Here is a 24,601-nt window from a genome sequence, read left to right as displayed (position 1 = left end):
ATAGTGAGGTGACTCACTGTTCAGCCCGAAGGATCGTGCCATGAAATCCCTGCAAGTCCTCTTTGTCACGTTGCTGCTGTGTTCCAGCCTGGCGGTTCAGGCCACGGAAAGCGGCAGCGGTGATCCGCGTTACACCATTCAAAACCCGCCTGCCTACGCCATGATCGGCGACTTGCTGATTGCCCGACCGTTATTGGTGGTGGCCACGGTGATTGGTGCGGGTGCGTTTGTGGTGTCGTTGCCGTTTACCGCGCTGGGTGGCGGGATCGGCGATGCGGGACAGGCGCTGGTGGTGGATCCGGCGCGGGCGGCGTTTGTAAGGTGTCTGGGGTGTACGGGGGAGGGGTTTGAGCAGCGTGAGTGAAGGGCAAGATCAAAAGATCGCAGCCTGCGGCAGCTCCTACAGGGGAACGCGATCCTGTGTAGGAGCTGCCGAAGGCTGCGATCTTTTTAGCGATTCAGGCCTTGCCGGTGATGATGCGATATTTCTCCATCAACTGTTCTTCAGTCTCCGGATGCGCTTCGTCCAGCGGGATGCAATCCACCGGGCAGACCTGTTGGCACTGCGGTTCGTCGTAGTGGCCGACGCACTGGGTGCACAGGTTCGGGTCGATCACGTAGATCTCTTCGCCTTGGGAGATGGCGGCGTTCGGGCACTCGGGTTCGCAGACGTCGCAGTTGATGCAATCGTCGGTGATGATCAGGGACATGCTAACTCCAGCCGGGGCGGCAGGCCCGGGCGCTATAAATCAATGCGCGCAATTGTGCCGCATTGGCGAGCGCAGTGCACGTTGCTGCGATCAACTGCTGTGCGTGGCTGCGATCAAGATCAAAAGATCGCAGCCTTCGGCAGCTCCTACTTTTTAAAGCGTAGGGTCAGGGCGTCGGCCACGGCAGGGTGGACGAACTTGGTGATGTCGCCGCCCAGCGCAGCAATTTCCCGCACCAGCGTCGAAGAAATGAACGAATAACGCTCGGACGGCGTGAGAAACAGGCTCTCCACATCCGGCGCCAACTGGCGGTTCATGTTGGCCAGCTGGAATTCGTATTCGAAGTCCGACACCGCGCGCAAACCACGCAGGAACACGTTGGCGTTCTGCTCTTTGGCGAAATGCGCGAGCAGCGTCGAGAAACCGACCACTTCCACGTTCGGCAGGTGTTTGGTGACCTCGCGAGCCAGTTCAACCCGTTGTTCCAGCGGGAACAGCGGGTTTTTCTTCGGGCTGGCGGCGACCGCAATGATCACGTGATCGAACAGGCGCGAGGCGCGTTCGACCAGATCGCCATGGCCCTTGGTAATAGGGTCGAAGGTACCTGGGTACAACACTCGGTTCATCGCGTCGTCCTGGCGGGAGTCCGTTGGGGAGTCGGATGGTATCGCAGCCGCCCCGGTCGGGAAAGTCGCCTGTTGGGTAAGAAAGCACTATAGACGACGGGAATAATCGGTTTTTTCATGGGTTTTTCAATCGATCGGCGAGGGCGGTCGCCAGTTGCGCAGTGAGGCCATACACCGACAACTGCGGGTTGGCGCCAATGCTGGTGGGGAACAACGAGCCGTCGTGGATCGACAGGTTGCTCAGTTGATGATGGCGGCCAAGGCTGTCAGTGACCGCCGATTTCGCCTCTTCGCCCATCGCGCAACCGCCCATGACGTGGGCGCTGCCCAATCGTGTGCGGTACAGCTCAAGGCTCAGGCCATCGATCAGCGTTCGGGCTTCGGCCAGGGTTTTCACGTAACGCGCGTCGGCGTGCATCGGCATCACCGATTTTGCGCCGCCAGCAAACTGGATCTCGGCCATGACGTGGAACGCTTTGCGCAAACCTTCCCAGGCGTAGGGCGAAACCTGATAGTCGAGCACCGGCGTGCCGTCACCGCGTAATTCTACGGCGCCGCCGCTGCTGTCCGGGTGAAAACCATCGCGCAGCAGGGCGAGCATGGCGTGGGTGTGCGGCAGGTCGGCCATGTGCTGCGCGTTCTCCTGGCCGAAACCACCGAGCAACGTCGCCGCCAGTGCCGGGTGCAGCGGCGGCACTTCAAGTTTGAACGCCATCGGCCCGGTGGTGCCGTCCTTCCACTGGAAATGGTCGGAGTAGATCGATTGCGGCGCCCCGTAAAACGGATTGACCACCTCGTCGAAACGCGCGGCCGACATGTTCACCGGATGCAGAAATGTACGCTTACCGACATTCTTGTGCGGATCCGGCGCATCGGAGCGCAGCAGCAACGCCGGGCTGTTAATGCCGCCACCGGCCAGCACGTAATGCCGCGCCTTGACCGTGATGGTGCGCCCAGTCGGCGCGACGCAGCGCTCATCCATCGCCACGCATTGCAGGCCGGTGACCTTGTCGCCGCTGATCAGCAGTTTTTCCGCGCGGGCCAGATAAAGCAGCTCGCCACCCTTTTCCAACGTTGCCGGAATGGTGGTGACCATCATCGATTGTTTGGCGTTGGTCGGGCAGCCCATGCCGCAGTAACCGAGGTTCCAGCAACCGCGCACGTTGCGCGGAATCACGTGCCAGCTGTAGCCGAGTTGCTCGCAGCCTTTGCGGATCACGTCGTTGTTGGCGTTGGGCGGCACCAACCACGGGGCGACGCCGAGGCGCTGCTCCATTTTCTCGAACCACGGCGCCATCTCGGCAACGCTGTGGCCTTTGACGTTGTGCTCGGTGGCCCAGTGTTCGAGGGTGGGTTCCGGGGTGCGGAAGCTTGATGTCCAGTTGATCAACGTTGTGCCGCCGACTGCGCGGCCCTGCAGGATGGTGATCGCGCCGTCCTTGCTCATGCGGCCGATGCCTTCCTGATAGAGGCTGCTGTAGGCCTGGTCTTCGAGCATTTTGAAGTCGGAACTGGTTTTCAGCGGGCCTTCTTCGATCAGCAGGACTTTGTAGCCGGCGGCGCTGAGGATTTCCGCCGTGGTGCCACCACCGGCGCCGCTGCCGATGATCGCGACGTCGGCTTCGAGGGTCAGGTTATCGGTGAGTTGCGCGCCGTTGTAGGTTTTCCAGCCTCGGGCGAGGCCTTCGCGGAAGGGGTCGGGTACGGGCATCGGTCAAGCTCTCTTGTTTTTGTTGTTGTGGCGGGCCCCTTCGCGAGCAAGCCCGCTCCCACAGGGGAATGCATTTCAAATTGTGGGAGCGGGCTTGCTCGCGAAAGGCGCGACGCTGAATTCAGACGGTAGGCGGCCCGGGATAGCCGCAATGCCCCCACGATTCCGCGCGGGTGTACCAGGCCATCGTGACCATTTGCTGCAACGAGCTATGCCCCATTTTCAACAAACTCAACGAACTGTTTTCCCAGCGATCGAGGAAGTTGCGCATCGCCTCGGCGCTGGCATTTTCCCAACTGCCCCAGATCCCGGTGAGCGGCCCGCGCGTCACGGCCATGCCGAGCACGTCGAACAGCTGGCGAGTGAGTTTGAGCATTTCCGGCGACAGGTGATCGAGGCTGTAATCCAGCGTCTTCAGCGTGCCATCCACCGCGCTCGGCATCTTTTCAGTAGCCACGGCGCCGTCGAGCATCACTGGAATCAGCGCGCGCAGAAACAGCAGATCGCCGTCGCGCAAGCTGATGAAGCCGTTGGCCGCGACGCTGGAGGAACAGCCACTGAGGCTGGCACCAAGGCCAGCGGTGGCGAGGAAGGCCGTGGCGCCAAGGCTGAATTTCAGCAGGCCACGGCGCGACAGGGCAGGTGTTTCGGTCAGGCTTGGGTGCATTGTTTTTATTACCCGGCGGTGACAAGTGATTAGCGAATAAACAGCTTCTGGATCAGTTTCTGAATCGATTTGCCGTACGGCGGGTAGATCAGTTTGGCCGCGTTGAAGCGCTGTTTAATCAACACGCCTTTGGCCTTGCTGAAGGTCAGAAAGCCTTCATGGCCGTGGTAATGGCCCATGCCGGAAGGTCCGATGCCGCCAAACGGCATATCGTCCTGGGCGACGTGCAGCAGTGTGTCGTTCAGGCACACGCCGCCCGAATGGGTTTCGTGCAGCACGCGGGTTTGTTCGCGTTTGTCGTAGCCAAAGTAGTAAAGAGCCAGAGGTCGTGGGCGCTGATTGATGTAAGCGAATGCCTGCTCCAGATCGCGGTAGGGCACGATCGGCAGCAACGGGCCAAAGATTTCGTCCTGCATCACGGTCATGTCGTCGCTGACATTCAGCAGCACGCTGTGCGGCATGCGTCGGCCCTGACCTTGTTCGAACAATGGAATCAACAGCGCGCCTTTGCTGGTCGCATCGCTGACGTAACTGTTGAGCCGGGCCAATTGGCGTTCGTTGATGATCGCCGTGTAATCCGGGTTATCGGCGAGGGTTGGATAGAAGCTCTGCACCGCTTGGCGATAGGCTTCGACGAAGCCGCCGACGCGGTCTTCCGGCACTAAAACGTAGTCCGGTGCGACGCAGGTTTGCCCGGCATTGAGGGTTTTGCCGAAGGCGATGCGCTCGGCGGCGTCCTTCAGCGGCACGTCGCGGGAGACGATGGCCGGCGACTTGCCGCCCAGTTCCAGCGTGACCGGCGTCAGGTTTTCCGCGGCTGCGCGCATGACATGTTTGCCGATGCTGGTGGCGCCGGTGAACAGCAAATGATCGAAGCGCAGGCGGGAAAATGCCACGCCGATGTCGGCCTCGCCGAGCACCACGCAGACCAGATCTTCGGGGAAGATGCGCGCGAACAATTCCTTCATCAACTGCCCGGTGGCCGGGGTCGATTCGCTGAGTTTGAGCATCACCCGGTTGCCCGCTGCCAGCGCGCCGACCAACGGGCCGATGGCCAGATACAACGGGTAATTCCACGGCACGATGACGCCGACTACGCCCAACGGCTGGTACACGACTTTCGCCGAAGCCGGCTGGAATGCCACGCCGACCTTGCGCCGCGAATCCTTCATCCAGCCCTTGAGATGGCTGCTTGCGTAATGAATGCCGTGCAGGCTTGGCATCAGTTCCGCGAGCAGGGTTTCGTCGGCACTGCGATGACTGAAATCCGCGCTGATCGCCTCGATCAAAGCCTGACGTTCATTGCTCAGCAGGTCGCGCAACGACTTCAGCCATTGCTGGCGCTGCGCGGCGGGCGGCATCGGGTTGGCGGCGTATGCGGCCCGTTGCGCCTCGAATAACCGGTCGAGCTCTTCCAGGGGCTGTTGCAGCGTTTGCAGGTAGGCAATATCGGCAGTCATCGTAGGCTCCGGATTTATTGTAGTGATGAACTTTTTAGAGTCTATGCTCTATAAAGTCAAATGACTTCCGTGTGCAGCTTTGTTTTATCCATTTCCGGATAGGTCGTAAGATGCCCCTCACCGCACTCTGAATTAAAGCTCAAGCCATGGCCCCACGAATAAAAACCAGCGAGCGCATCGTGCAGAACAGCCTCGAGCTGTTCAATCAGCAGGGCGAGCGCAGCATCAGCACCAACCACATTGCCGCCCATATGGAGATTTCTCCGGGCAACCTGTACTACCACTTCCCCAACAAGCAGGCGATTATCTCGGTGCTGTTCAGCGAGTACGAAGCCTTGGTGGACAGCTTTCTGCGCCCGCCGCAGGGGCGTGCCGCGACCGTCGAGGACAAGCGTTTCTATCTCAAGGAGCTGCTCTCGGCGATGTGGGGTTACCGCTTTCTGCACCGCGACCTTGAACATTTGCTCGACAGCGACCCGGAACTGGCCGCGCGTTACCGGCGCTTTTCCCAGCGCTGCGTGATTCAGGGCGCGGCGATCTACGAAGGCTTTGTCGCCGCCGGGATCCTCAAGATGGATCGCGTGCAGATCGAATCGCTGACCCTCAACGCCTGGATCATCCTGACCTCGTGGGTGCGCTTTCTGTGCACCACCCGCGAGAATTCCAACCACCTCAGCGAGCAAGCCGTTAAACGCGGCGTGTATCAGGTCTTGGTGCTGGAAGCCGGGTTCGTCACTGATGAGTCGCGGGATGCGGTAAATGCACTGTTCGACGAGTTTTATGTACCGCTCGCCCAGGCCCTCGAAGACGTAAAGTAAACATTCCGTTGAAACTCCACAGGAGCTCGTTATGCCGATTGCGCAGTTGCTCAGCCCGCAAGCCTTGGATGCCCGCAAGGAACAGCCGGGGCTGGTGATTCTCGATTGTCGTTTTGCCCTCGAAGACCCGGATTACGGGCAGCGCAGCTACGCCGAAGGACACATTGCCGGCTCACGCTTCGCCGATCTTGAGCGCGATCTCAGCGGCAAAGTGGTGAAAGGCGTGACCGGACGTCATCCGCTGCCCGAGCCGGCGGCGTTGATCGAGCGTCTGCAAGCGTGGGGCATCAACAACGACAGTGACGTGGTTTTGTATGACGACGGCCCTGGTGCTTATGCGGCGCGGGCATGGTGGTTGCTGGCGTGGCTGGGCAAGCGTGATGGCGTGTTTATTCTTGATGGCGGGCTGAAGGCGTGGCATGCGGCGGGTTTGCCGTTGAGTCTGGATGCGCCGGAGGTCATTCGTGGGGATTTCAGTGGTCAGCCGGACATGGGTTTGTTGATCAGTGCTGAGAAATTGCAAAAGCGTCTCGGCCAACCAGCGTTGACCTTGATCGATGCTCGGGCCTTGCCGCGATTCAAGGGTGAGGTTGAGCCGATTGATCCGGTGGGCGGGCATATTCCGGGGGCGCAGTGTGCGGCGTTCACCGATAACCTGGGCAGCGACGGGCGGTTTTTGCCGGCGGATCAGTTGCAGCAGCGTTTTGCCGCGAAGCTGGGTGATCGTTCGCCGTCGGATCTGGTCGCGTATTGCGGCTCCGGGGTGACGGCGTGTCACAACTTGTTTGCGTTGTGTCTGGCAGGTTATCCGTTGGGTTCGTTGTATGCCGGGTCGTGGAGTGAGTGGATCAACGAGCCAGCGCGCGGCATCGCCACCGGCGAATAAGATCAAAGGATCGCAGCCTTCGGCAGCTCCTACATTGGAATGCATTTCCCTGTAGGAGCTGCCGCAGGCTGCGATCTTTTAGCTTTTCAGTCGGGCACTGCGATACGCCGCGGGCCCGACGCCATAGGCCTGCTTGAACTGTCGGCTCAAATGGCTCTGATCGGCAAAGCCCAACTGCGTCGCGACTTCCAGCGGCAAGCAACCACTCTGCAACAGTGCCCGGGCCTGGGCGATGCGTTGCTGCATCAGCCAGGTGTGCGGCGGCATGCCGGTCGCGCGGCGAAACACTCGGGCGAAATGGAAGGGCGACAGATTGACCGCCGCCGCCAGTTCTTCCAGCGATGGCGGCGCCGCCAGTTGTGCGTGCATCACGTCCTTGGCCAACAGCACCGCGCGGTGTTCTTTGCCGGGATCGGCAACCTCGCGCACGGCCGCGTGACGCTGTAACAGCAGCAACATCAGCTCGCGCCACACCGTTTGCTGTTGCAGCGCGGTCGCGGGGCTTTCCAGCAAACGGTGCAACTGGCAGAAACCGTTGACCAGATCCGGGTCGCGATACAGCGTGGCGCCGAAAGCCGGCAGACTGGTGGTCGACAACTCCAGCTCATCCAGCAGCGAAACAATCTTGCCGGTATCCGGATAAAACGCCCGGTACAGCCAGCCGTCCTCGGTGCCTTTGTGGCCGGTGTGCAATTCGTCCGGATTGATCAGCACCAATGTGCCGCTGCCCGCCAGGTGTTCAGCGCCGCGATAGCGGTAGCGCTGAGCGCCGGCCATGATCATGCCGATCACAAAACCGTCGTGTACATGCGGGGCGAAGCGTTGCTCGATATAGCGCGCCGACAACAACTCGACTCCGGCCAGTGGCGCGGTTTGCCAGAATCGGATCGACTCGCCCTGATCGCTCATACGGGCACGCTGGCCAGCCATTGCGGGATGCGGCGTTCGAGGTAGTAGCCCGGCTGGCGCACTGAGCCCTCGACGAATCCAACGTGCCCGCCGCGCGCCTGCAATTCAAAAGCGGTCGAGGCCGACAGCTCGCTTTCCGAAGGCAGACTGTGCGGAAACACAAATGGATCGTCCGCTGCCTGAATGATCAACGTCGGTGTGCGGATCTCGCCGAGGAAATAACGGCTCGACGCTCGACGGTAATAATCCTCGGCATCGGTAAAGCCGTGCAGCGGTGCGGTCACCCGGCCATCGAAATCCCAGAACGTGCGCATGTTCTCCAGCGAACCGAGCGCTGCCAAAGCTGCCAGCCCATCCTCGCGCCCGTCATGCTGAAACTGCCGTTGCTTGTTCTTTATGTATGCGACCATCTCGCGCATGAAGTGCGCCTGATACACCTTGGAAAATCCCTGGCCGATACGGTCGGCGCATTGATCGAGGCGGAACGGCACCGATACCGCCACCGCACCGACCACGCCACTGGCGCTGCCGGTTTCGCCGAGATGTTTGAGCAACACGTTGCCGCCCAGCGAATAGCCGACGGCGTACAACGGCGCCAACGGGCGTTTCGCGCGCAGGTGTTTGATGGTTTCGGCGAGGTCTTCGCTGGCGCCGGAATGGTAGCTGCGTGGCAGCAGATTCGGTTCGCCCGAACAACCGCGCCAGTTCAGCGCAACGCTGGCCCAGCCCTGATCGGCCAAGGCTTTTTGCACGCCGGCGACGTAAGGCGAATTGGAAGAACCGGTCAGGCCATGCAGCACCAGCACCAATGGCGCATCGGCCGTGTGCGGGCCATGCCAGTCGAGGTCAAGAAAGTCGCCATCCTCAAGCCACAAGCGCTCGCGCTCACGCTGGATATGCACGGTTTTGCGCCACAGCGGCCCCCACAAGGTTTGCAGGTGCGGATTGCCGAGGCCGAGGGCGGGGGTGAAGCGTTCTGAAGAGGCGGACACGATGGTTCTCGATGCAGCGCGGCGACCCTGTGGGAAGGGCGCCGCTTATTCAGACCGGTCGATTAACCGGCGATCTCTGCCGTACGTTGCCACAGCGCGTAGTAAACCCGGCCGGATTTCTGTTCGCGGTGCAGGCGCCAGTTGCCCGGCAGGCCCAGCGTCGATGGCGCCGTTTCACTTTCAGTGTAGATCCACGAGTCGGGCGCCAGCCACTGACGTTCTTCGAGCAAGGTGCACACGGCAGGCAGCAGGTTCTGGTTGAACGGCGGGTCGAGGAACACCAGGTCGTATGCACTGGCGGTCTGGGTTTCCAGATAACGCAGCGCGTCCGCCGTCTGCACCTGGCCGTTGGTGCAGCGCAGGGTGCCGAGGTGTTCTTTCAGGCTCGAGACCGCGATGTTGCTCGCGTCCAGCGCCTGGCCCATCGCCGCGCCACGGGACAGCGCTTCGAGAAACAGCGCGCCGCTGCCGGCGAACGGGTCGAGTACCTTGGCCCCTTCAACGTACGGCGCGAGCCAGTTGAACAGGGTTTCACGCACGCGATCCGGCGTCGGGCGCAGGCCCGGCGCATCGGGGAAGCTCAGCTTGCGGCTGCGCCATTGACCGCCAATGATGCGCAACTGGTTCACACCGTTGTGAACGTTGTGCGCAGGCTTTTTAGGGGAACGAGTTGCCATTAATGCTCCGGAACCCCGAGCGGTTGCTCGGCAGGTTTATCAGATGGGGCCGGTAACGGCTTTTGCGGCACGGTCGGGCCAGCGGTGACGATGACCATTTTGTCCGTGCTCAGGTGTTTGTTCAGGGCGTCGCGGACTTGTTCCACGGTCAGGCTTTGCGACTGACGCATGAAATCGTCCAGATAGCTTAACGGCAGATTATAGAAGCCCATCGCGCCGAGTTGGCCGACGATATCGGCATTGCTCGCGGTGGACAGCGGGAAACTGCCGGCCAGTTCGCGTTTGGCGTCGTCGAGTTCTTTCTGCGTCGGCCCGGTTTTCAGGTAGTCGGCGAGCACGTCTTGCACCAGTTTCAGGGTGCCTTCACTCATTTCCGCGCGGGTCTGCAGGTTGATCATGAACGGGCCGCGCGCCTGCATCGGGCTGAAACCCGAATACACGCCGTAAGTCAGGCCACGCTTCTCGCGCACTTCGCTCATCAGACGTGTACCGAAACCGCCGCCGCCGAGGATCTGGTTGCCCATCGACAGCGCCGCGTAATCCGGATCGTCACGGTCGATGCCCAATTGCGCGAGCGACAGGTTGGTCTGCTTCGACGGGAACTCGATGTGATTAACGCTGGCTTTCGGTTCCTGCGGCTGCGCGATCTTCGCCAGCGCCGGGCCTTTCGGCAGGGCTGAGGAAACCTGATTGGCAATCGCCTCGGCTTCCGCGCGAGACAAATCGCCGACCAATGCAATCACCACGTTGCCAGCCGCGTAGGCTTTGGCGTGGAACTCACGCAATTGCGCGAGGGTGATCTTCGGCACGCTTTGCGGATTGCCGTCGCTCGAGTGCGCGTACGGGTGATCGCCGTACAGACGCTTCATCAGCTCGAGGCTGGCGAGTTTGCCGGGGTTCTGCTTCTGGTATTCGAAACCGGCGAGCATCTGGTTTTTGATGCGGGCAAAGGAGTCAGCCGGGAAGGTCGGTTTGCCGACCACTTCCGAGAACAGCTTCAAGGCCGGTTCGCGCTTGTCGGCGGCACTCAGGCTGCGCAGCGAGGCCAGCGCCATGTCTTTGAAAGCACCGTTGCCGAAATCCGCACCGAGACCTTCAAAGCCTTGAGCGATGGCGCCGACGTCTTTGCCAGCCACACCTTCGTTGAGCATCGCGTTGGTCAGCACTGCCAGGCCCGAGGCGCTGCCGTCCTGGCTGCTGCCGGCGGCGAAGATCAGGCGCATGTCGAACATTGGCAGCTCGTGGGCTTCGACGAACAGCACCTTGGCGCCTTCGGCGGTGTTCCAGGTCTGCACGTCGAGTTTGCGGCTGGCCGGGGCTTTGCCGTCGAGTTCGGCCAGCGATTGCAGCTTCTGGCTGGTTTTGGCGTTGTCGAGGGCTTCGCTGGCCTTGCTGTCAGCGCTTGGCGACAGATAGAAAGCAGCAGAGCCGATCACCGCCACGGCGATCAGGCCGAGCAGCATCAAACGTGGGGTTTTGCGCTCACTCATGAGTCGTCTCCAGTGGCAGGACGTGGGCGACGCTGAGACGTTCGCGGGTGAAATACAGCTTGGCGGCGTTCTGGATGTCTTGTGGGGTCACGCTTTCCAGATCGGCAAGTTCGGTGTCCATCAGTTTCCACGACAGACCGACGGTTTCCAGTTGACCAATCGCAGTGGCCTGGCTGGTGATCGAATCACGTTCGAAGACCAGACCGGCGATCACTTGGGCACGCACGCGCTCCAGCTCTTCGGCGGACGGTGCGGTGGTTTTCAGCTGTTCCAGCAGTTTCCACAGACCGGCCTCGGCTTGCGCCATAGTCTTTTTCTTCTGCGTGTTCGGCGTTGCCGAGAGGGTGAACAGGCTGTCGCCACGGGTGTAGGCGTCGTAGTTCGACGAACCGCCGGAGACCAGCTCTTCGCCGCGTTCCAGTTGTGTCGGGATGCGACCGCTGTAGCCGCCGTCGAGCAACGCCGAAATCAGGCGCAGGGCGTTGACCGAACGCTTGTCTTCAGCGGTGGCGATGCTTGGCACGTTGAAACCGAGCATCAGGCTAGGCAGTTGTGTCTGTACGTGCAGGGTGATCTGGCGTTCACCTGGCTCGGCCAGTTCCAGTGGTTTTTTCGCCGGTGGCACGTCGCGTTTGGCGATCGGGCCGAAATAGCGTTGGGCGAGGGTTTTCACTTCGTCCGGGGTGACGTCGCCGACTACCACCAACGTGGCGTTGTTCGGCACGTACCAGGATTGGTACCAGTGGCGCAGCTCTTCGACCTTCATGCGGTCGAGGTCAGCCATCCAGCCGATGGTCGGCGTGTGGTAGCCGCTGGCCGGGTAGGCCATGGCCTTGTAGCGCTCGTAGGCTTTGGACATCGGCTTGTCATCAGTGCGCAAGCGGCGCTCTTCCTTGATGACTTCGATTTCCTTGGCGAACTCATCGGCCGGCAGGCGCAGGTTGGCCATGCGGTCGGCTTCCAGCTCAAAGGCTACGCCCAGACGGTCGCGGGCCAGCACCTGGTAATAAGCGGTGAAGTCGTCGCTGGTGAAAGCGTTCTCTTCGGCGCCGAGGTCGCGAAGGATCAGCGACGCTTCGCCGGGGCCGACTTTCTCGCTGCCCTTGAACATCATGTGTTCGAGCGCGTGAGACAGACCGGTCTGGCCCGGGGTTTCGTAGCTGGAGCCGACCTTGTACCAGACCTGCGAGACCACCACTGGCGCGCGATGATCTTCGCGCACGACGACCTTGAGGCCGTTGTCGAGGGTGAATTCGTGGGTCGGTTGCGGGTCGGCCGCCAGGGCCGAAAAGGGCAGGCAGACTGTGCTGAGCAGCAGGCCTGCGGCGCGGCGGGCTAGAGCATTCATTCGTTTTTTAACCTGTTGGGCTGCCCGCTTGGTCTTAGCGTCGGCGGGCGAGAGGGTGCTAGGATACTGATCCGTTTTACTGGCGGCCACGCCTATCAAGCCACTGATCGGTAGATAGGTTGTATGGGTTCCCGGCAGAAGCTTTGAGTTTGTCAGCTAAACTCTGCGTTTTCGCCGAAGATGCCGTTCCAGTCCTTCGTATTAATCGACCTTTGAGGTGCCTCTGGCGCCTCGACAAAATGTTGCGCGTGAACAAGCTGGATGAAACACAGTCTGTTCTGCATCGAATATTTATTTGCCGGGGCGCCCTTATGGCGCGTCGCTACCGTGAGATAGCCGTCCTCCATGTTTGGTTCCAACGACGACAAGAAGACCCCAGCTGCGGCTGGCGAGAAGAAAAGCCTGTTCGGATGGCTGCGTAAGAAACCGCAGGAACCCGTCGTCGAACAGCCGCCCGCGATTCCTGAGCCGGCTCCCGCGCCGGCGCCGGTAATAGAAGAAGAGCCGGCACCGATCGTTCTGCCGATTGCCGAACCGGTGTTGCAACCGGTTGAGCCGGAACCCGAGCCGGAAGTGCCAGTGGCGGCGGAATTGCCGCTGACCCCGGCGGCCGAACCGTGGCTGACCTTGCCGGTGGCGGAAGAGCCGGTGGCGTTGGTTGAAGAGGCTGCGCCGCACATTACGCCGGTGATTCCTGCGCCAGTCGCGTTTGAGCCGGAAGTAGCTCCCGCGCCTGTGGTTGAGCCGATTGTCGAGCCTGTGCCGGTGGTTGCTGAGCCGGTTGCCCCGGTATTCGTTGAGCCAGTTGCGCCGGTTGTTCAACAGCCTGCACCTTTACCTGCACCGGTATTCGTTGAGCCAGTTGCGCCAGTTGCGCCAGTTGAAGTGGTCGCTGAAGCCCCCGTCGAAGCCCCGCGTACCGAAGAAACCAAAGCCGGTTTCTTCGCCCGCCTCAAGCAAGGCCTGTCGAAAACCAGCGCCAGCATCGGCGAGGGCATGGCCAGCCTGTTCCTCGGCCGCAAAACCATTGACGACGATCTGCTCGATGATCTCGAAACCCGTCTGCTCACCGCCGACGTTGGTGTCGAAGCCACCACGCAGATCATCCAGCGCCTGACCCAGAAGGTCGCTCGTAAAGAACTGGCCGACGCCGACGCGCTGTACAAATCCCTGCAGGCCGAACTGGCCGCGATGCTCAAACCGGTTGAACAACCGCTGAAAATCGCCTCGCAGAACAAGCCATTCGTGATTTTGGTGGTCGGCGTCAACGGCGCCGGCAAAACCACCACTATCGGCAAACTGGCGAAGAAGCTGCAACTGGAAGGCAAGAAAGTCATGCTCGCCGCCGGTGACACCTTCCGCGCCGCTGCCGTTGAGCAATTGCAGGTCTGGGGCGAGCGCAACAAGATTCCGGTCATCGCTCAGCACACCGGCGCCGACTCCGCCTCGGTGATCTTCGACGCCGTGCAAGCCGCCAAGGCCCGTGGCATCGACGTGTTGATCGCTGATACCGCCGGTCGTCTGCACACCAAAGACAACCTGATGGAAGAGCTGAAAAAGGTTCGTCGAGTGATCGGCAAGCTCGACGCCGATGCGCCGCACGAAGTGCTGCTGGTGCTCGACGCCGGTACTGGCCAGAACGCCATCAACCAGGCCAAACAATTCAACCAGACCGTCGAACTGACCGGTCTGGTGTTGACCAAGCTCGACGGTACTGCCAAGGGCGGGGTGATTTTCGCCCTGGCCAAGCAGTTCGGCCTGCCGATCCGCTACATCGGCGTCGGTGAAGGCATCGACGACTTGCGTACTTTTGAAGCAGAACCCTTTGTCCAGGCACTCTTTGCCGAGCGGGAGCGTTCATGATTCGTTTCGAACAGGTCGGTAAACGCTACCCGAACGGTCACGTCGGCTTGCATGAGCTGAGCTTTCGAGTCCGTCGTGGCGAGTTCTTGTTTGTCACCGGCCACTCCGGTGCCGGTAAATCCACGTTGTTGCGCCTGTTGCTGGCGATGGAACGTCCGACCAGCGGCAAATTGCTGCTCGCCGGGCAAGACTTGAGCACCATCAGCAACGCGCAGATTCCGTTCCTGCGCCGGCAGATCGGCGTGGTGTTCCAGAATCACCAATTGCTGTTTGATCGCACGGTGTTCAACAACGTCGCGTTGCCGCTGCAGATTCTCGGGCTGTCCAAGGCCGAAATCGCCAAGCGTGTCGATTCGGCGCTGGAGCGTGTGGCGCTGTCGGATAAAACCGATCTGTACCCGGGCGATCTGTCGACCGGTCAGCAACAGCGCGTCGGCATCGCCCGCGCCATCGTGCACCGCCCGGCCTTGCTGCTGGCGGACGAACCGACCGGTAACCTCGACCCGCGTCTCGCGGCCGAGATCATGGGCGTGTTCGAAGACATCAACCGGCTGGGCACCAGCGTGCTGATCGCCAGTCACGACCTGGCATTGATCGCGCGCATGCGGCACCGCATGCTGACCCTGCAACGTGGCCGATTGATCGGCGACGGGGAGGCCGGGGTATGAGTGCGACACGCAGCCCCAAGGTTTCCGAGCGCGTGGCGCCGAAAGCCGCCGATCCGCAGCCGCAAAAGAAGAAAAAGCACGACGATGACGATGGCCCGGACTTCGCCACGCTGTTCCGCGCGTGGATCGAAAGCCATCGCGCCAGCCTGCTCGACAGCCTGCGTCGTCTCGGCAAGCAGCCGATTGGCAGCTTCTTCACCTGCATGGTGATGGCCGTGGCCTTGAGCCTGCCAATGGGCTTGTCGTTGCTGCTGAACAACGTCGAGCGTCTCGGTGGTTCGTGGCAGCGTGCGGCGCAGATCTCGTTGTATCTGCAACTCGACGCGAGCCCGGAGCAGGGCGAGTCGTTGCGCGAGCAGATCAAAGGCATGCCCGGCGTTGCTGATGCGGAATATGTCGGCCGTGATCAGGCGCTGGAAGAATTCCAGCAACAGTCCGGACTGGGCGAAGCCCTGCGCGAGTTGCCTGAGAACCCGTTGCCGGGCGTGGTACTGGTGACGCCGAACGAAGTCGACAAGCCGACGCTGGAAGCATTAAGACAAAAACTTTCCGAGCTGCCCAAGGTACAACTGGCGCAACTTGATCTAGTCTGGGTCGAGCGTCTGGCCGCCATCCTCAAGCTTGGCGATCGTTTTGTCTTCGGTCTGACGGTGCTGTTGGTTTCTGCATTACTTTTGGTGATAGGCAATACCATTCGTCTTCATATTGAAAACCGCCGCACAGAGATAGAAGTGATTAAACTCGTCGGCGGCACTGACAGTTATGTGCGACGTCCCTTCCTCTATATGGGCGCGTTGTATGGCTTCGGTGCGGGGCTGTTGTCCTGGGGTGTATTGGCGTTCGGCCTGAACTGGCTGAACGATGCGGTGGTTGGGCTGGCCGGGTTGTACGGCAGTGATTTCGCACTGGCCGGCGTGCCAGTTGCCGACGGTCTGTCGCTCTTGCTTGGCGCGGTGCTGTTGGGTTATATCGGTGCATGGATTGCAGTCGCACGTCATCTCAGGGAGCTGGCGCCGAAGTAGAATCTTTTTTGCGCGTGATTGACCTCGCGGTTTTTATGGGAACTCTCGTTTGAATTCCCGGTCAATTTTTCGCAGTGCTGAGAAGCACGAGTATGTAAGTCGGAGGTTTTTTCGTATGACCAATTCTTTGCAACCTGCGTATGCGTTGGTTCCGGGTGCGAACCTGGAAGCTTACGTGCACACCGTCAACAGCATTCCATTGCTGACGCCGGAGCAGGAGCGTGAACTGGCCGAGAGTCTCTACTATGAGCAGGATTTGGGGGCGGCTCGGCAGATGGTGCTCGCCCACCTGCGTTTTGTCGTACACATTGCCCGTAGCTATTCCGGCTACGGTCTGGCTCAGGCTGACCTGATCCAGGAAGGTAACGTCGGCCTGATGAAGGCGGTCAAGCGCTTCAACCCGGAAATGGGTGTGCGTCTGGTGTCGTTCGCCGTGCACTGGATCAAGGCGGAAATTCACGAGTTCATCCTGCGCAACTGGCGCATTGTGAAAGTCGCGACCACCAAGGCCCAGCGCAAGCTGTTCTTCAACCTGCGCAGCCAGAAGAAACGTCTGGCGTGGCTGAACAACGAGGAAGTCCACCGTGTGGCGGAAAGCCTCGGTGTGGAACCGCGTGAAGTGCGCGAGATGGAAAGTCGCCTGACCGGCCATGACATGGCCTTCGACCCGGCTGCTGAAGCCGACGACGACAGCGCTTTCCAGTCGCCGGCCAACTATCTGGAAGATCACCGGTACGACCCGGCGCGTCAACTGGAAGATGCCGACTGGAGCGACAACTCCAACAACAACCTGCACGAAGCACTCGAAGTGCTGGACGAACGCAGCCGTGACATCCTCTATCAGCGCTGGCTGGCAGAAGAGAAAGCCACGCTGCACGACCTGGCGCAGAAGTACAACGTGTCGGCTGAGCGTATCCGTCAGCTCGAGAAGAGCGCGATGAACAAGCTCAAGTTGTCGATCGCTGCGTAACCGGCGAACAGGCAATAAAAAACGCCCCGATCAGCAATGATCGGGGCGTTTTTGTATGTCGCGTTTAAAGCTGAATCAGATCAGCGCTGAACGACGCGCAATTGCTTGCTGGCCGGTTCATTAGGCAATACGCGCTTGGCGACGACGTAATGCTTTTCCCAATACGGCTTGTTCAGCGTATCGATGCTCACCGACTTGCCACGACGCGGCGCATGGATAAAGCGATCATTGCCCAGGTAGATGGCAACGTGGTTGACTCGTCGGCTCTTGATGTTGAAAAAGATCAGGTCGCCGGGCTTGAGATCATTGCGCTCGACCTTCACCCCATGACCGCTGGCCATGGCGTTGGAAGTGCGTGGCAGGTCGAATGTGGCGTCGTTAAACGCGTATTTCACCAGACCACTGCAATCGAAGCCTTTACTTGGGCTGCTGCCGCCCCAACGATAAGGTGTACCGAGGACGTTTACAGCGCGGCTGAGCACGTTGCTGCTCTCCTTGCTCGCCATCGGTGGCACCAGCTTGCTGTGGTTCTTGCTGCTCAGCGTGGTGGTTTTGCTTTTGCTGCTTTTGCTCGAAGGAGCCGAAGCATGGGATTTAGGGGTAAAGCCGTTAACGTTAGGAAGACGTTGCTCACGATTGGTGGCGTGGGCGGCCAGTGGCATTAATAGGCAGATGGTTAGCCATGTCTTGAAAAATGGTCGCATTAGGCGTGGCTCTTAAGTGGTAGCGCGCAACTTTATAACAGCTTTTTTGTCCCTTCCGAGGCCGTTGGTCGATTCAACCCGGTGGTCAATTTCGCTCAACAAGCGGCAAATTGACTCAATTGTCGGACAGAACCCAAGCCCCACAAGGCTTTGCGCAATGTGTAACAGTGAAGAGCCACTTGTCGGCTCGACACAAAAAAGTCACAAAGATGCAGAAAATATTTATCTATCGAGGCAAATGAGGTCATTCATGAACCGCTATCAGCAGGTTGCTCAACCGCAGGACACGCACAGCAAGGTGATCGGTTATCTGCTGTGGATTCTTGGCTTCACCGGCGCTCACCGCTTCTATTACGGCAAACCGGTGACCGGGACGATCTGGTTTTTCACCTTCGGTTTGCTCGGCATCGGCTGGCTGATCGACCTGTTCCTGATCCCGGCGATGGATCGTGAGGCCGATCTGCGTTTTACCGCGGGGCCGATCGAATACAACGTCGCGTGGATTCTGCTGACGTTCCTCGGGGTATTCGGCGTACACCGTATGTATCAGGGGAAATGGATCAGCGGGCTGGTGTATCTGCTCACGGGCGGGTTGTTCTTTATTGGCGTGCTGTATGACTTCTGGACGCTGAATGATCAGGTCTCGGTGCGCAACGCACAGAATCGCGGCGCTTTCCAGTAACCTGTGGCGAGGGGATTTATCCCCGTTGGGCTGCGAAGCGGCCCTGAATCTGAGAACGCGGTGGATATGATCCACCGCGTGCAATGGCTTCGCGACTGCTTAGCAGCTGAACGGGGATAAATCCCCTCGCCACAATATCCCTCAGCATCAAGCCTGGTGGCTAATCCGCCCATCCACCAGCGTATAGCGAACCACACCCGGCAGGCTGTGCCCCAGGAACGGGCAGTTCTCGCCCTTCGACAGCCAGTTCTCACCGGCCACCGTCGAAGCCTGCGGGTCGAACAGCACGATATCCGCCGCCCCACCCACCGCCAGCTTGCCCGCCGGCAAACGCAACGCCTCAGCCGGGCCAGCACTCAGACGCGTGAGCAAGGTCGGCAGATCGAGCAAACCGTCCTCCACCAGCGTCATCGCCAATGGCAGCAACAACTCAACGCTGCTGATGCCCGGCTCGGTCGCGCCGAACGGTGCCAGTTTGGCGTCACGTTCGTGTGGCTGGTGATGGCTGGAAATCGCCGAGATCACCCCGGACTTCACTGCCTCTCGCAGACCGTCGCGGTCAGCGCGGGTACGCAGCGGCGGTTGCACGTGATAGAGGCTGCTGAAGTCGATCAACGCTTCGTCGGTCAGAATCAGTTGATACAGCGCGACATCCGCCGTCACCTTCAAACCACGGGCCTGGGCCTGAGCAATCAGGGCAACGCCGCGCGCGCTGGTCAACTGGCTGAAGTGCGCACGCACGCCGGATTGCTCGACCAGCAGCAGATCCCGAGCCAATGCCACCGTTTCAGCGGTTTCCGGAATCCCCGGCAGGCCGAGGAAGCTGGCCACCGCGCCTTCGTGAGCCAAACCACCTTCGGCCAGATCATGATCCTGCGAGTTGAAAATCACCGTCAGATCAAACGTCGCCGCATATTCCAGCGCCCGGCACAGCGTGCGCGTATTGCGGAAGCTCTCCAGACCGTTGCCGAACGCCACACAACCGGCGTCGCGCAGTGCCACCAGTTCAGCCAGTTGCTCGCCGTCCAGACCTTTGCTCAGCGCGCCAATCGGGAACACCTTGGTGTTGCCGGCCTCGCGGGCGCGGTCGAGGATCAGCTCGGCCACGGCGGAGGTGTCGAGCACCGGTTTGGTTTTCGGCGGGCAGCACAGGCTGGTTACGCCACCGGCAGCGGCGGCGCGGGTTTCGCTGATGATCGAGCCTTTGCGGCTGTAACCCGGCTCGCGCAGGGCCACGTTTAGATCGACCAACCCCGGAGCGGCGACGAGGCCTTGGGCGTCGATGGTTTCTACTGCCGTGAAACCCGCTGGAGCGGCGCCGAGGGCGACGATCTTGCAGGCTTCAACGTGGATGTCGGTGATTTGATCCAGGCCGCTGCTTGGATCGATGACGCGTGCGCCGAGAATGCTGAGCTTCACTGGGCGTTCTCCTGCTCGAATTGACGCTGCGCGGTTTGTCCGCTCATGGCCATGGACAGCACAGCCATACGAATTGCGATGCCGTAGGTGACCTGATTGAGGATCACCGAGTGCGGGCCGTCGGCCACTGCGGACTCGATTTCCACGCCACGGTTGATCGGCCCCGGGTGCATGACGATGCAATCGGGTTTGGCCCCGGCCAGACGCGCGGTGGTCAGGCCGAACAAACGGTAGAACTCGCCTTCGCTCGGCAGCAGGCCGCCGGTCATGCGTTCACGCTGCAGGCGCAACATGATCACCACGTCGACGTCTTTCAGGCCTTCGGTCATGTCGGTGTAGACCTTCACCCCGTATTGCTCGATGCCGATTGGCAACAGGGTTTTCGGCGCGATCACGCGGATGTCCGGGCAACCGAGAGTTTTCAGGGCGAGCATGTTCGAGCGTGCGACCCGCGAGTGCAGGATGTCGCCGACGATGGCCACCGAGAGGTTTTCAAAGCCGCCCTTGTGCCGACGAATGGTGAGCATGTCGAGCATGCCCTGCGTCGGGTGCGCGTGACGGCCGTCGCCGCCGTTGATGATCGCCACTTGCGGGCAAACGTGTTCGGCGATGAAGTGCGCAGCGCCGGAATCACCGTGGCGCACGACGAACATGTCGGCGGCCATGGCTTCGAGGTTGCGCAGGGTGTCGAGTAGCGTTTCACCCTTGCTTGCCGAGGAAGTCGACACGTTCAGGGTGATCACGTCCGCCGACAGCCGCTGGGCCGCCAGTTCGAAGGTGGTGCGGGTTCGCGTGGAGTTTTCGAAGAACACGTTGCACACGGTCTTGCCGCGCAGCAACGGGACTTTCTTTACCGCCCGGGCACCGACTTCGAGGAACGAGTCGGCAGTGTCGAGGATTTCCGTCAGCAACTCGCGGCGCAGGCCGTCGAGCGAGAGGAAGTGGCGCAGCTGGCCCTGATCATTGAGCTGCAGCGGGCGCTTGGTATCTAGAGGCGTCATCGCGATGGGGACTCTCAATAGGGCGGATTAAAGGGACATGTCTTGCAGTTCGAGCGTCAGCGGCTCGGGGCCGGACAGCTTCACCCGTTCGTGAGCGGCCAGCGACAGTGTCGCGCCGACCACGTTCGGGCGGATCGGCAGCTCACCAGCGTCCAGATCCAGCAGGCAGACCAGGGTCACGCTGGCCGGGCGGCCGTAGTCGAACAATTCATTGAGGGCGGCGCGGATGGTGCGGCCGCTCATCAGTACGTCGTCGATCAGCACCAGATGCTGGCCTTCGATCTCAAAGGGCAGGGCGGACGGGCGCACTTGTGGGTGCAGGCCGTTCTGGCTGAAGTCGTCGCGGTAGAAGGACACGTCGAGCGTGCCCAGTGGCGCGTCGCTGCCCAATTCCTTGAGCAAGGCCTGCGCGACCCAGATGCCGCCGGTGCGGATGCCGATGTAGCGCGGTTCAGTGATGTCACGCTGGGCAAGGTGCGCCTTGAGGCGGGTCGCCATCTGACTGATCAGATCGGCGGGATTTGGCAGGCTCATGGTTGCTCCTTGTTGGGGGCGAGTCGGATCCTTGGACACGACTCGGTTTTTCACTCAAAAGAAAAGCGCCGAAGCGCTTGTCAGGATTCAAACAATGCAGTGTTTTCATCGAGCCAGCCCTGCAACAGCAGCGCGGCAGCGATGGCGTCCACCGGGTTGTCGCGGTAACTGCCTTTTTGGCCACCGCGTACCAGTCGCTCGCCTTTGGCCTCGAAGGTGGTCAGGCGTTCGTCGTGGGTATAGAAGGGCACATTGAAGCGGCCGTTGAGGCGGCGGGCGAATTTCTCCGCGCGCAGGCACATTTCGCTCGGCGTGCCGTCCATGTTCAGCGGCAGGCCGACGACCACGGCGTCAGGTTTCCATTCTTTTATAAGCGCTTCGACTTGGTTCCAGTCGGGAACGCCGTTCTGTGCCTTCAAGGTGCACAGCTCGCGGGCCTGGCCAGTGATTACCTGACCGACGGCAACGCCGATCTGTTTGGTGCCGTAGTCGAAGCCGAGAATCAGACGCAGCGCCATCAGGCGTGACCTGCCTGGCTGGTCAGCAGGCTGAGGTTGATCCCCAGGTGCTTGGCCGCCGCTTCGAGACGCAGTTCGCTGCTGGTGTTGAAGAGGATGTCGGCGTCGTACGGGCAGGTCAGCCAGGCGTTGTCGGCCATTTCCGCTTCCAGTTGCCCGGCTTCCCAACCCGCATAGCCGAGGGCGATCAGGCTTTTCGCCGGGCCGACGCCGTCTGCGATGGCGAACAGCACGTCTTGCGAGGTCGACAGCGACAGGTCGCCGTCCAGCTGTGCGGTGGCCTGGAAGGTTTTGCCCGCCGGATGCAGGACAAAACCGCGATCAGTCTGTACCGGCCCGCCGATGAAGATCGGCACGTGCTGGCACAGTGCTGGCGGGTCGATGTCCGGGCGCAGTTGCTCGAGAATGTCGGCCAGATTCAGCTCTTGCGGTCGATTGACCACAATCCCCATCGCGCCATTGGCCGTGTGCTCGACGATGTAGGTCAAGGTATGGGCAAAGTTCGGGTCGGCCATGTGAGGCATGGCGATCAGGAAGTGATGCTTGAGGTAGCTGGGGCTGACGTTTTTCATGTGCGCTAGTGTGGCGTTCGGGGGGCAAACTGACAAGCTGAAGCCGCCAAAAGATCGCAGCCTTCGGCAGCTCCTACAGGGGAGCACAGGCCAAACTGTAGGAGCTGCCGAAGGCTGCGATCTTTTGATCTTGCCCCTAATTGCTGGACAAGCGGTCACCGCGGGCGAATTTCCAGGTGCGAATGATTTCCAGCCGATCGATATCCGACAAATCGCCGGTAAACGGTGCAAACGGCGCCGCCAGGCGGACGATGCGCTGCGCCGCTTGGTCCAGCAGTGGCTGGCCAGACGATTCCAGCACCAGCACTTCATACAGCGAACCATCACGATTGATCGAGACCATCAGGCGCAAATTGCCGTAGATCTGCTTGCGCCGCGCTTCGTCGGGATAATTCAGGTTACCGATGCGCTCGACCTTCTTGCGCCATTCGTCTTTGTACCAGGCGCCCTTGTCGCGCATGGTCGACGCAGCGCTCAAGCGATGAATGCGCGGGCGTTTGGCGTACAGCTGTTGTTCTTTGGCCAGTTCGGCTTCAAGGCTGGCGATGTCGCTGGACAGCTGCGAGCTGTCGAACGTCGGCGCGTCGACCGACGGTTTCACTTCAGTCTTGGTCTCTTCTTTCTTGGTCGGCGCTTTTTTCTGCTTCGGTGCCACGGTGGTCACCGCTGCTTTGGGCGCGGCTTCCTGCACTTCCGGCTTGGCGGCCGGTGGCGGCGTGACTTTTTTGACCTGATTGTCCTGGAACGGCGCGACCTCAGTGGTCTTCGGAATCGCCTTTTTGTCCAGCGTGCCGCTGCCTTCCTGATTTTCCTGAGCGAGAAAATCCGCCTTCTCCGGCTTCTTTTCGCTCTTGAAAGTGGCGAGGGTAATTTCCAGGGTTTTGCTGATTTGCTTGGGCTCGACCATCGTGAAGCCGACGCCAAGCAGCAACGCCAAATGGATCAGCGCCGCAAGGAATAGGGTAAAACCGAGGCGATCGGCCGGGCGCACGCCACGATGGGCGAGTTCAGCGGGCAGATCGGACGGGAGGGTCATGACAGAAAAACCAACATCGCGTTTTTACGGGCTCGGCATGATAACGCAATGTTGGTTTTTAGCTGCAAGCTTCAAGCGGCAAGCGACATAAGGGCAGCTGCAAGTTTCGAGCGGCAAGCTGCAAGTAAAAGCTTGTAGCTCATGGCTTGCGGCTTGTAGCTGGCCGTCAGGCTTGCGGCTTACGGCTTGAGGCTTGCAGCTTGCTTTCAATGGCATCCATGAGCATGCCGCCGATATCAGTGCCAAACGCGTTGTCGATTTCACGGATGCAGGTCGGGCTGGTCACGTTGATTTCGGTGAGGCTCTCGCCGATCACGTCGAGACCAACGAACAGCAGGCCTTTCTCACGCAGGGTCGGGCCGACTTGGGCGGCGATCCAGCGATCTTTCTCGGTCAGCGGACGCGCTTCGCCACGACCACCGGCGGCGAGGTTGCCACGGGTTTCGCCCTGCGCCGGAATCCGCGCCAGGCAGTAATCCACCGGCTCGCCGTCGATCATCAGGATGCGTTTGTCGCCGTCCTTGATCGCTGGCAGGTAGGCCTGGCCCATGATCTGCTGGCCACCGAGGGCGGTCAGGGTTTCCAGAATCACCGACAGGTTCGGGTCGCCCGCGCGGTGACGGAAGATCGAAGTGCCGCCCATGCCGTCCAGCGGCTTGAGGATCACGTCGCCGTGTTTGGCGGCAAATTCGCGCAGCACATCGGCGCGACGGCTGACAATGGTTGGCGGCGTGCACTGCGGGAATAGCGTGGCGAACAGCTTTTCATTGCAGTCGCGCAGGCTCTGCGGCTTGTTCACCACCAGTACGCCGGCGGTTTCAGCCTGTTCAAGCAGGTAGGTGGAGTAGACGAACTCCATGTCGAACGGCGGATCCTTGCGCATCAGGATCACGTCCAGATCGCTCAGCAGGTTGTCCTGCTCGGCGTCCAGTTCGAACCATTTTTCCGGGTTGGCGAAGACTTTCAGCGGCTTCATGCGCGCACGTGCCTGACCTTCGCCCTGATACAGGTCGCGCTGTTCCATATAGAACAGTTCCCAGCCACGCTTTTGCGCGGCCAGCAGCATGGCCAGCGAGCTATCCTTTTTATAGGAGATGCTGGCGATAGGGTCCATGACAATCCCGACGCGAACGCTCATTGGGTTTTCCTCGAAAATTGGCTACCGGATCGGTATTGAAAAAGTGCCGCCAGAGTGGCGCCGGGTGGGTTTTCGGTCAAGGGAAAACCCGTCGATAGATTGGATCTGGAGACTGTGCTAAAAAGGCTGGCATATCGTGCTGGCCCTTAAGCATCAAGGGTTTCCGGCCATTACTCATAG

At 60.6% G+C, this 24,601-nt stretch carries 27 protein-coding genes; 8 read left to right on the top strand and 19 right to left on the bottom strand.

Annotated elements, in window-relative coordinates:
- Positions 1-40 precede the first annotated feature (40 nt).
- On the top strand, positions 41-364 hold the full coding sequence (locus ACIOMO_RS09740) for a hypothetical protein (protein ID WP_053124741.1): 324 nt from the start codon (positions 41-43) through the stop codon (positions 362-364).
- Positions 365-458: 94 nt separating this feature from the next.
- Here the strand turns inward: ACIOMO_RS09740 and ACIOMO_RS09735 are convergent, their stop codons facing one another.
- The 5 genes from ACIOMO_RS09735 to ACIOMO_RS09715 all read right to left on the bottom strand — a co-directional run bounded on the left by ACIOMO_RS09735 (position 459) and on the right by ACIOMO_RS09715 (position 5,192).
- Positions 459-710: a YfhL family 4Fe-4S dicluster ferredoxin gene (locus tag ACIOMO_RS09735; RefSeq protein WP_038358877.1), complete on the bottom strand. Its 252-nt coding sequence runs from the start codon at positions 708-710 to the stop codon at positions 459-461.
- Between the two features lie 146 nt (positions 711-856).
- On the bottom strand, positions 857-1,336 hold the full coding sequence (coaD, locus tag ACIOMO_RS09730) for a pantetheine-phosphate adenylyltransferase (protein WP_003176711.1): 480 nt from the start codon (positions 1,334-1,336) through the stop codon (positions 857-859).
- Positions 1,337-1,451: 115 nt separating this feature from the next.
- Complete coding sequence (locus tag ACIOMO_RS09725) at positions 1,452-3,047, bottom strand: GMC family oxidoreductase N-terminal domain-containing protein (protein ID WP_053124738.1); 1,596 nt, start codon at positions 3,045-3,047, stop codon at positions 1,452-1,454.
- Positions 3,048-3,168: 121 nt separating this feature from the next.
- A complete protein-coding gene (locus ACIOMO_RS09720) occupies positions 3,169-3,714 on the bottom strand; it encodes a hypothetical protein (protein ID WP_053124736.1) in 546 nt (181 codons plus the stop codon).
- Between the two features lie 29 nt (positions 3,715-3,743).
- Positions 3,744-5,192, bottom strand: a complete 1,449-nt coding sequence (locus tag ACIOMO_RS09715) for a coniferyl aldehyde dehydrogenase (protein ID WP_305728908.1) — start codon at positions 5,190-5,192, stop codon at positions 3,744-3,746.
- A gap of 128 nt (positions 5,193-5,320) precedes the next feature.
- On the opposite strand from ACIOMO_RS09715, the gene ACIOMO_RS09710 reads away from it, so the two are divergent.
- Together ACIOMO_RS09710 and ACIOMO_RS09705 are read left to right on the top strand one after the other, a co-directional pair.
- Complete coding sequence (locus tag ACIOMO_RS09710) at positions 5,321-5,992, top strand: TetR/AcrR family transcriptional regulator (protein WP_053124733.1); 672 nt, start codon at positions 5,321-5,323, stop codon at positions 5,990-5,992.
- Between the two features lie 31 nt (positions 5,993-6,023).
- On the top strand, positions 6,024-6,878 hold the full coding sequence (locus ACIOMO_RS09705; protein ID WP_401240236.1) for a sulfurtransferase: 855 nt from the start codon (positions 6,024-6,026) through the stop codon (positions 6,876-6,878).
- Between the two features lie 78 nt (positions 6,879-6,956).
- Here ACIOMO_RS09705 and ACIOMO_RS09700 read toward each other — a convergent pair whose 3' ends face one another.
- The 6 genes from ACIOMO_RS09700 to ACIOMO_RS09675 form a co-directional block, all read right to left on the bottom strand.
- On the bottom strand, positions 6,957-7,787 hold the full coding sequence (locus ACIOMO_RS09700; RefSeq protein ID WP_401240291.1) for an AraC family ligand binding domain-containing protein: 831 nt from the start codon (positions 7,785-7,787) through the stop codon (positions 6,957-6,959).
- Entirely contained in the window at positions 7,784-8,779 is a 996-nt protein-coding gene (locus ACIOMO_RS09695) for a hydrolase (RefSeq protein ID WP_401240234.1), read from the bottom strand. Before ACIOMO_RS09695 ends, ACIOMO_RS09700 begins: the two co-directional genes overlap by 4 nt.
- A 62-nt stretch (positions 8,780-8,841) precedes the next feature.
- Positions 8,842-9,456 carry a 16S rRNA (guanine(966)-N(2))-methyltransferase RsmD gene (rsmD, locus tag ACIOMO_RS09690; protein ID WP_007913608.1) on the bottom strand — a complete coding sequence of 205 codons (615 nt, stop codon included), beginning with the start codon at positions 9,454-9,456 and terminating at the stop codon, positions 8,842-8,844.
- A complete protein-coding gene (locus ACIOMO_RS09685) occupies positions 9,456-10,946 on the bottom strand; it encodes a M16 family metallopeptidase (protein ID WP_401240231.1) in 1,491 nt (496 codons plus the stop codon). Before ACIOMO_RS09685 ends, rsmD begins: the two co-directional genes overlap by 1 nt.
- The gene (locus tag ACIOMO_RS09680; RefSeq protein WP_401240228.1) at positions 10,939-12,294 is read right to left on the bottom strand and encodes a M16 family metallopeptidase; all 1,356 of its coding nucleotides are present in this window, start codon (positions 12,292-12,294) and stop codon (positions 10,939-10,941) included. The genes ACIOMO_RS09685 and ACIOMO_RS09680 overlap by 8 nt, the downstream gene beginning before the upstream one ends.
- A 152-nt stretch (positions 12,295-12,446) precedes the next feature.
- The gene (locus tag ACIOMO_RS09675; RefSeq protein WP_053124721.1) at positions 12,447-12,641 is read right to left on the bottom strand and encodes a hypothetical protein; all 195 of its coding nucleotides are present in this window, start codon (positions 12,639-12,641) and stop codon (positions 12,447-12,449) included.
- Between ACIOMO_RS09675 and ftsY the strand changes: the two genes are divergently transcribed.
- The 4 genes from ftsY (at position 12,640) to rpoH (ending at position 16,817) form a co-directional block, all read left to right on the top strand.
- Positions 12,640-14,157 carry a signal recognition particle-docking protein FtsY gene (gene ftsY / locus ACIOMO_RS09670; RefSeq protein ID WP_401240225.1) on the top strand — a complete coding sequence of 506 codons (1,518 nt, stop codon included), beginning with the start codon at positions 12,640-12,642 and terminating at the stop codon, positions 14,155-14,157. The genes ACIOMO_RS09675 and ftsY overlap by 2 nt on opposite strands.
- Positions 14,154-14,825 carry a cell division ATP-binding protein FtsE gene (gene ftsE, locus ACIOMO_RS09665; protein WP_003229148.1) on the top strand — a complete coding sequence of 224 codons (672 nt, stop codon included), beginning with the start codon at positions 14,154-14,156 and terminating at the stop codon, positions 14,823-14,825. The genes ftsY and ftsE overlap by 4 nt, the downstream gene beginning before the upstream one ends.
- Positions 14,822-15,847, top strand: a complete 1,026-nt coding sequence (gene ftsX, locus ACIOMO_RS09660; protein WP_401240223.1) for a permease-like cell division protein FtsX — start codon at positions 14,822-14,824, stop codon at positions 15,845-15,847. Before ftsE ends, ftsX begins: the two co-directional genes overlap by 4 nt.
- 115 nt (positions 15,848-15,962) lie before the next feature.
- Positions 15,963-16,817 carry an RNA polymerase sigma factor RpoH gene (gene rpoH, locus ACIOMO_RS09655; RefSeq protein WP_042561557.1) on the top strand — a complete coding sequence of 285 codons (855 nt, stop codon included), beginning with the start codon at positions 15,963-15,965 and terminating at the stop codon, positions 16,815-16,817.
- Between the two features lie 80 nt (positions 16,818-16,897).
- Here the strand turns inward: rpoH and ACIOMO_RS09650 are convergent, their stop codons facing one another.
- A complete protein-coding gene (locus tag ACIOMO_RS09650; RefSeq protein WP_053124715.1) occupies positions 16,898-17,521 on the bottom strand; it encodes a C40 family peptidase in 624 nt (207 codons plus the stop codon).
- Between the two features lie 250 nt (positions 17,522-17,771).
- Between ACIOMO_RS09650 and ACIOMO_RS09645 the strand changes: the two genes are divergently transcribed.
- Positions 17,772-18,203, top strand: coding sequence for a TM2 domain-containing protein (locus ACIOMO_RS09645; RefSeq protein ID WP_053124713.1), 432 nt, complete (start codon positions 17,772-17,774; stop codon positions 18,201-18,203).
- 147 nt (positions 18,204-18,350) lie between these two features.
- Here the strand turns inward: ACIOMO_RS09645 and ACIOMO_RS09640 are convergent, their stop codons facing one another.
- The 7 genes from ACIOMO_RS09640 to gshB all read right to left on the bottom strand — a co-directional run bounded on the left by ACIOMO_RS09640 (position 18,351) and on the right by gshB (position 24,421).
- Positions 18,351-19,622 (bottom strand): dihydroorotase, encoded by a 1,272-nt coding sequence (locus ACIOMO_RS09640; RefSeq protein WP_401240219.1) that lies wholly within the window; start codon positions 19,620-19,622, stop codon positions 18,351-18,353.
- Complete coding sequence (locus ACIOMO_RS09635) at positions 19,619-20,623, bottom strand: aspartate carbamoyltransferase catalytic subunit (RefSeq protein ID WP_007913665.1); 1,005 nt, start codon at positions 20,621-20,623, stop codon at positions 19,619-19,621. Before ACIOMO_RS09635 ends, ACIOMO_RS09640 begins: the two co-directional genes overlap by 4 nt.
- A 27-nt stretch (positions 20,624-20,650) precedes the next feature.
- Complete coding sequence (gene pyrR / locus ACIOMO_RS09630; protein WP_212545080.1) at positions 20,651-21,157, bottom strand: bifunctional pyr operon transcriptional regulator/uracil phosphoribosyltransferase PyrR; 507 nt, start codon at positions 21,155-21,157, stop codon at positions 20,651-20,653.
- 80 nt (positions 21,158-21,237) lie between these two features.
- Positions 21,238-21,675: a Holliday junction resolvase RuvX gene (gene ruvX / locus ACIOMO_RS09625; RefSeq protein WP_008077844.1), complete on the bottom strand. Its 438-nt coding sequence runs from the start codon at positions 21,673-21,675 to the stop codon at positions 21,238-21,240.
- A complete protein-coding gene (locus tag ACIOMO_RS09620) occupies positions 21,675-22,247 on the bottom strand; it encodes a YqgE/AlgH family protein (RefSeq protein WP_053124707.1) in 573 nt (190 codons plus the stop codon). The genes ruvX and ACIOMO_RS09620 overlap by 1 nt, the downstream gene beginning before the upstream one ends.
- A 136-nt stretch (positions 22,248-22,383) precedes the next feature.
- Entirely contained in the window at positions 22,384-23,283 is a 900-nt protein-coding gene (locus ACIOMO_RS09615; protein ID WP_401240215.1) for a TonB family protein, read from the bottom strand.
- Positions 23,284-23,449: 166 nt separating this feature from the next.
- The gene (gshB, locus tag ACIOMO_RS09610) at positions 23,450-24,421 is read right to left on the bottom strand and encodes a glutathione synthase (protein WP_212550152.1); all 972 of its coding nucleotides are present in this window, start codon (positions 24,419-24,421) and stop codon (positions 23,450-23,452) included.
- Between the last annotated feature and the right edge of the window lie 180 nt (positions 24,422-24,601).

Source organism: Pseudomonas sp. NPDC087804 (genome assembly GCF_044742965.1).
GTDB classification, from domain to species: domain Bacteria; phylum Pseudomonadota; class Gammaproteobacteria; order Pseudomonadales; family Pseudomonadaceae; genus Aquipseudomonas; species Aquipseudomonas rustica.
Note: the sequence above shows the minus strand (reverse complement) of the source record. Positions and strands in the feature narration are given on the sequence as shown.

Coding starts and splice junctions, on each gene's coding strand:
- ACIOMO_RS09740 (WP_053124741.1), top strand. CDS start 41: ATGAAATCCCTGCAAGTCCTCTTTGTCACGTTGCTGCTGTGTTCCAGC.
- ACIOMO_RS09735 (WP_038358877.1), bottom strand. CDS start 710: ATGTCCCTGATCATCACCGACGATTGCATCAACTGCGACGTCTGCGAA.
- coaD (WP_003176711.1), bottom strand. CDS start 1,336: ATGAACCGAGTGTTGTACCCAGGTACCTTCGACCCTATTACCAAGGGC.
- ACIOMO_RS09725 (WP_053124738.1), bottom strand. CDS start 3,047: ATGCCCGTACCCGACCCCTTCCGCGAAGGCCTCGCCCGAGGCTGGAAA.
- ACIOMO_RS09720 (WP_053124736.1), bottom strand. CDS start 3,714: ATGCACCCAAGCCTGACCGAAACACCTGCCCTGTCGCGCCGTGGCCTG.
- ACIOMO_RS09710 (WP_053124733.1), top strand. CDS start 5,321: ATGGCCCCACGAATAAAAACCAGCGAGCGCATCGTGCAGAACAGCCTC.
- ACIOMO_RS09705 (WP_401240236.1), top strand. CDS start 6,024: ATGCCGATTGCGCAGTTGCTCAGCCCGCAAGCCTTGGATGCCCGCAAG.
- ACIOMO_RS09700 (WP_401240291.1), bottom strand. CDS start 7,787: ATGAGCGATCAGGGCGAGTCGATCCGATTCTGGCAAACCGCGCCACTG.
- rsmD (WP_007913608.1), bottom strand. CDS start 9,456: ATGGCAACTCGTTCCCCTAAAAAGCCTGCGCACAACGTTCACAACGGT.
- ACIOMO_RS09685 (WP_401240231.1), bottom strand. CDS start 10,946: ATGAGTGAGCGCAAAACCCCACGTTTGATGCTGCTCGGCCTGATCGCC.
- ACIOMO_RS09680 (WP_401240228.1), bottom strand. CDS start 12,294: ATGAATGCTCTAGCCCGCCGCGCCGCAGGCCTGCTGCTCAGCACAGTC.
- ftsY (WP_401240225.1), top strand. CDS start 12,640: ATGTTTGGTTCCAACGACGACAAGAAGACCCCAGCTGCGGCTGGCGAG.
- ACIOMO_RS09675 (WP_053124721.1), bottom strand. CDS start 12,641: ATGGAGGACGGCTATCTCACGGTAGCGACGCGCCATAAGGGCGCCCCG.
- ftsE (WP_003229148.1), top strand. CDS start 14,154: ATGATTCGTTTCGAACAGGTCGGTAAACGCTACCCGAACGGTCACGTC.
- ftsX (WP_401240223.1), top strand. CDS start 14,822: ATGAGTGCGACACGCAGCCCCAAGGTTTCCGAGCGCGTGGCGCCGAAA.
- rpoH (WP_042561557.1), top strand. CDS start 15,963: ATGACCAATTCTTTGCAACCTGCGTATGCGTTGGTTCCGGGTGCGAAC.
- ACIOMO_RS09650 (WP_053124715.1), bottom strand. CDS start 17,521: ATGCGACCATTTTTCAAGACATGGCTAACCATCTGCCTATTAATGCCA.
- ACIOMO_RS09645 (WP_053124713.1), top strand. CDS start 17,772: ATGAACCGCTATCAGCAGGTTGCTCAACCGCAGGACACGCACAGCAAG.
- ACIOMO_RS09635 (WP_007913665.1), bottom strand. CDS start 20,623: ATGACGCCTCTAGATACCAAGCGCCCGCTGCAGCTCAATGATCAGGGC.
- pyrR (WP_212545080.1), bottom strand. CDS start 21,157: ATGAGCCTGCCAAATCCCGCCGATCTGATCAGTCAGATGGCGACCCGC.
- ruvX (WP_008077844.1), bottom strand. CDS start 21,675: ATGGCGCTGCGTCTGATTCTCGGCTTCGACTACGGCACCAAACAGATC.
- ACIOMO_RS09620 (WP_053124707.1), bottom strand. CDS start 22,247: ATGAAAAACGTCAGCCCCAGCTACCTCAAGCATCACTTCCTGATCGCC.
- ACIOMO_RS09615 (WP_401240215.1), bottom strand. CDS start 23,283: ATGACCCTCCCGTCCGATCTGCCCGCTGAACTCGCCCATCGTGGCGTG.
- gshB (WP_212550152.1), bottom strand. CDS start 24,421: ATGAGCGTTCGCGTCGGGATTGTCATGGACCCTATCGCCAGCATCTCC.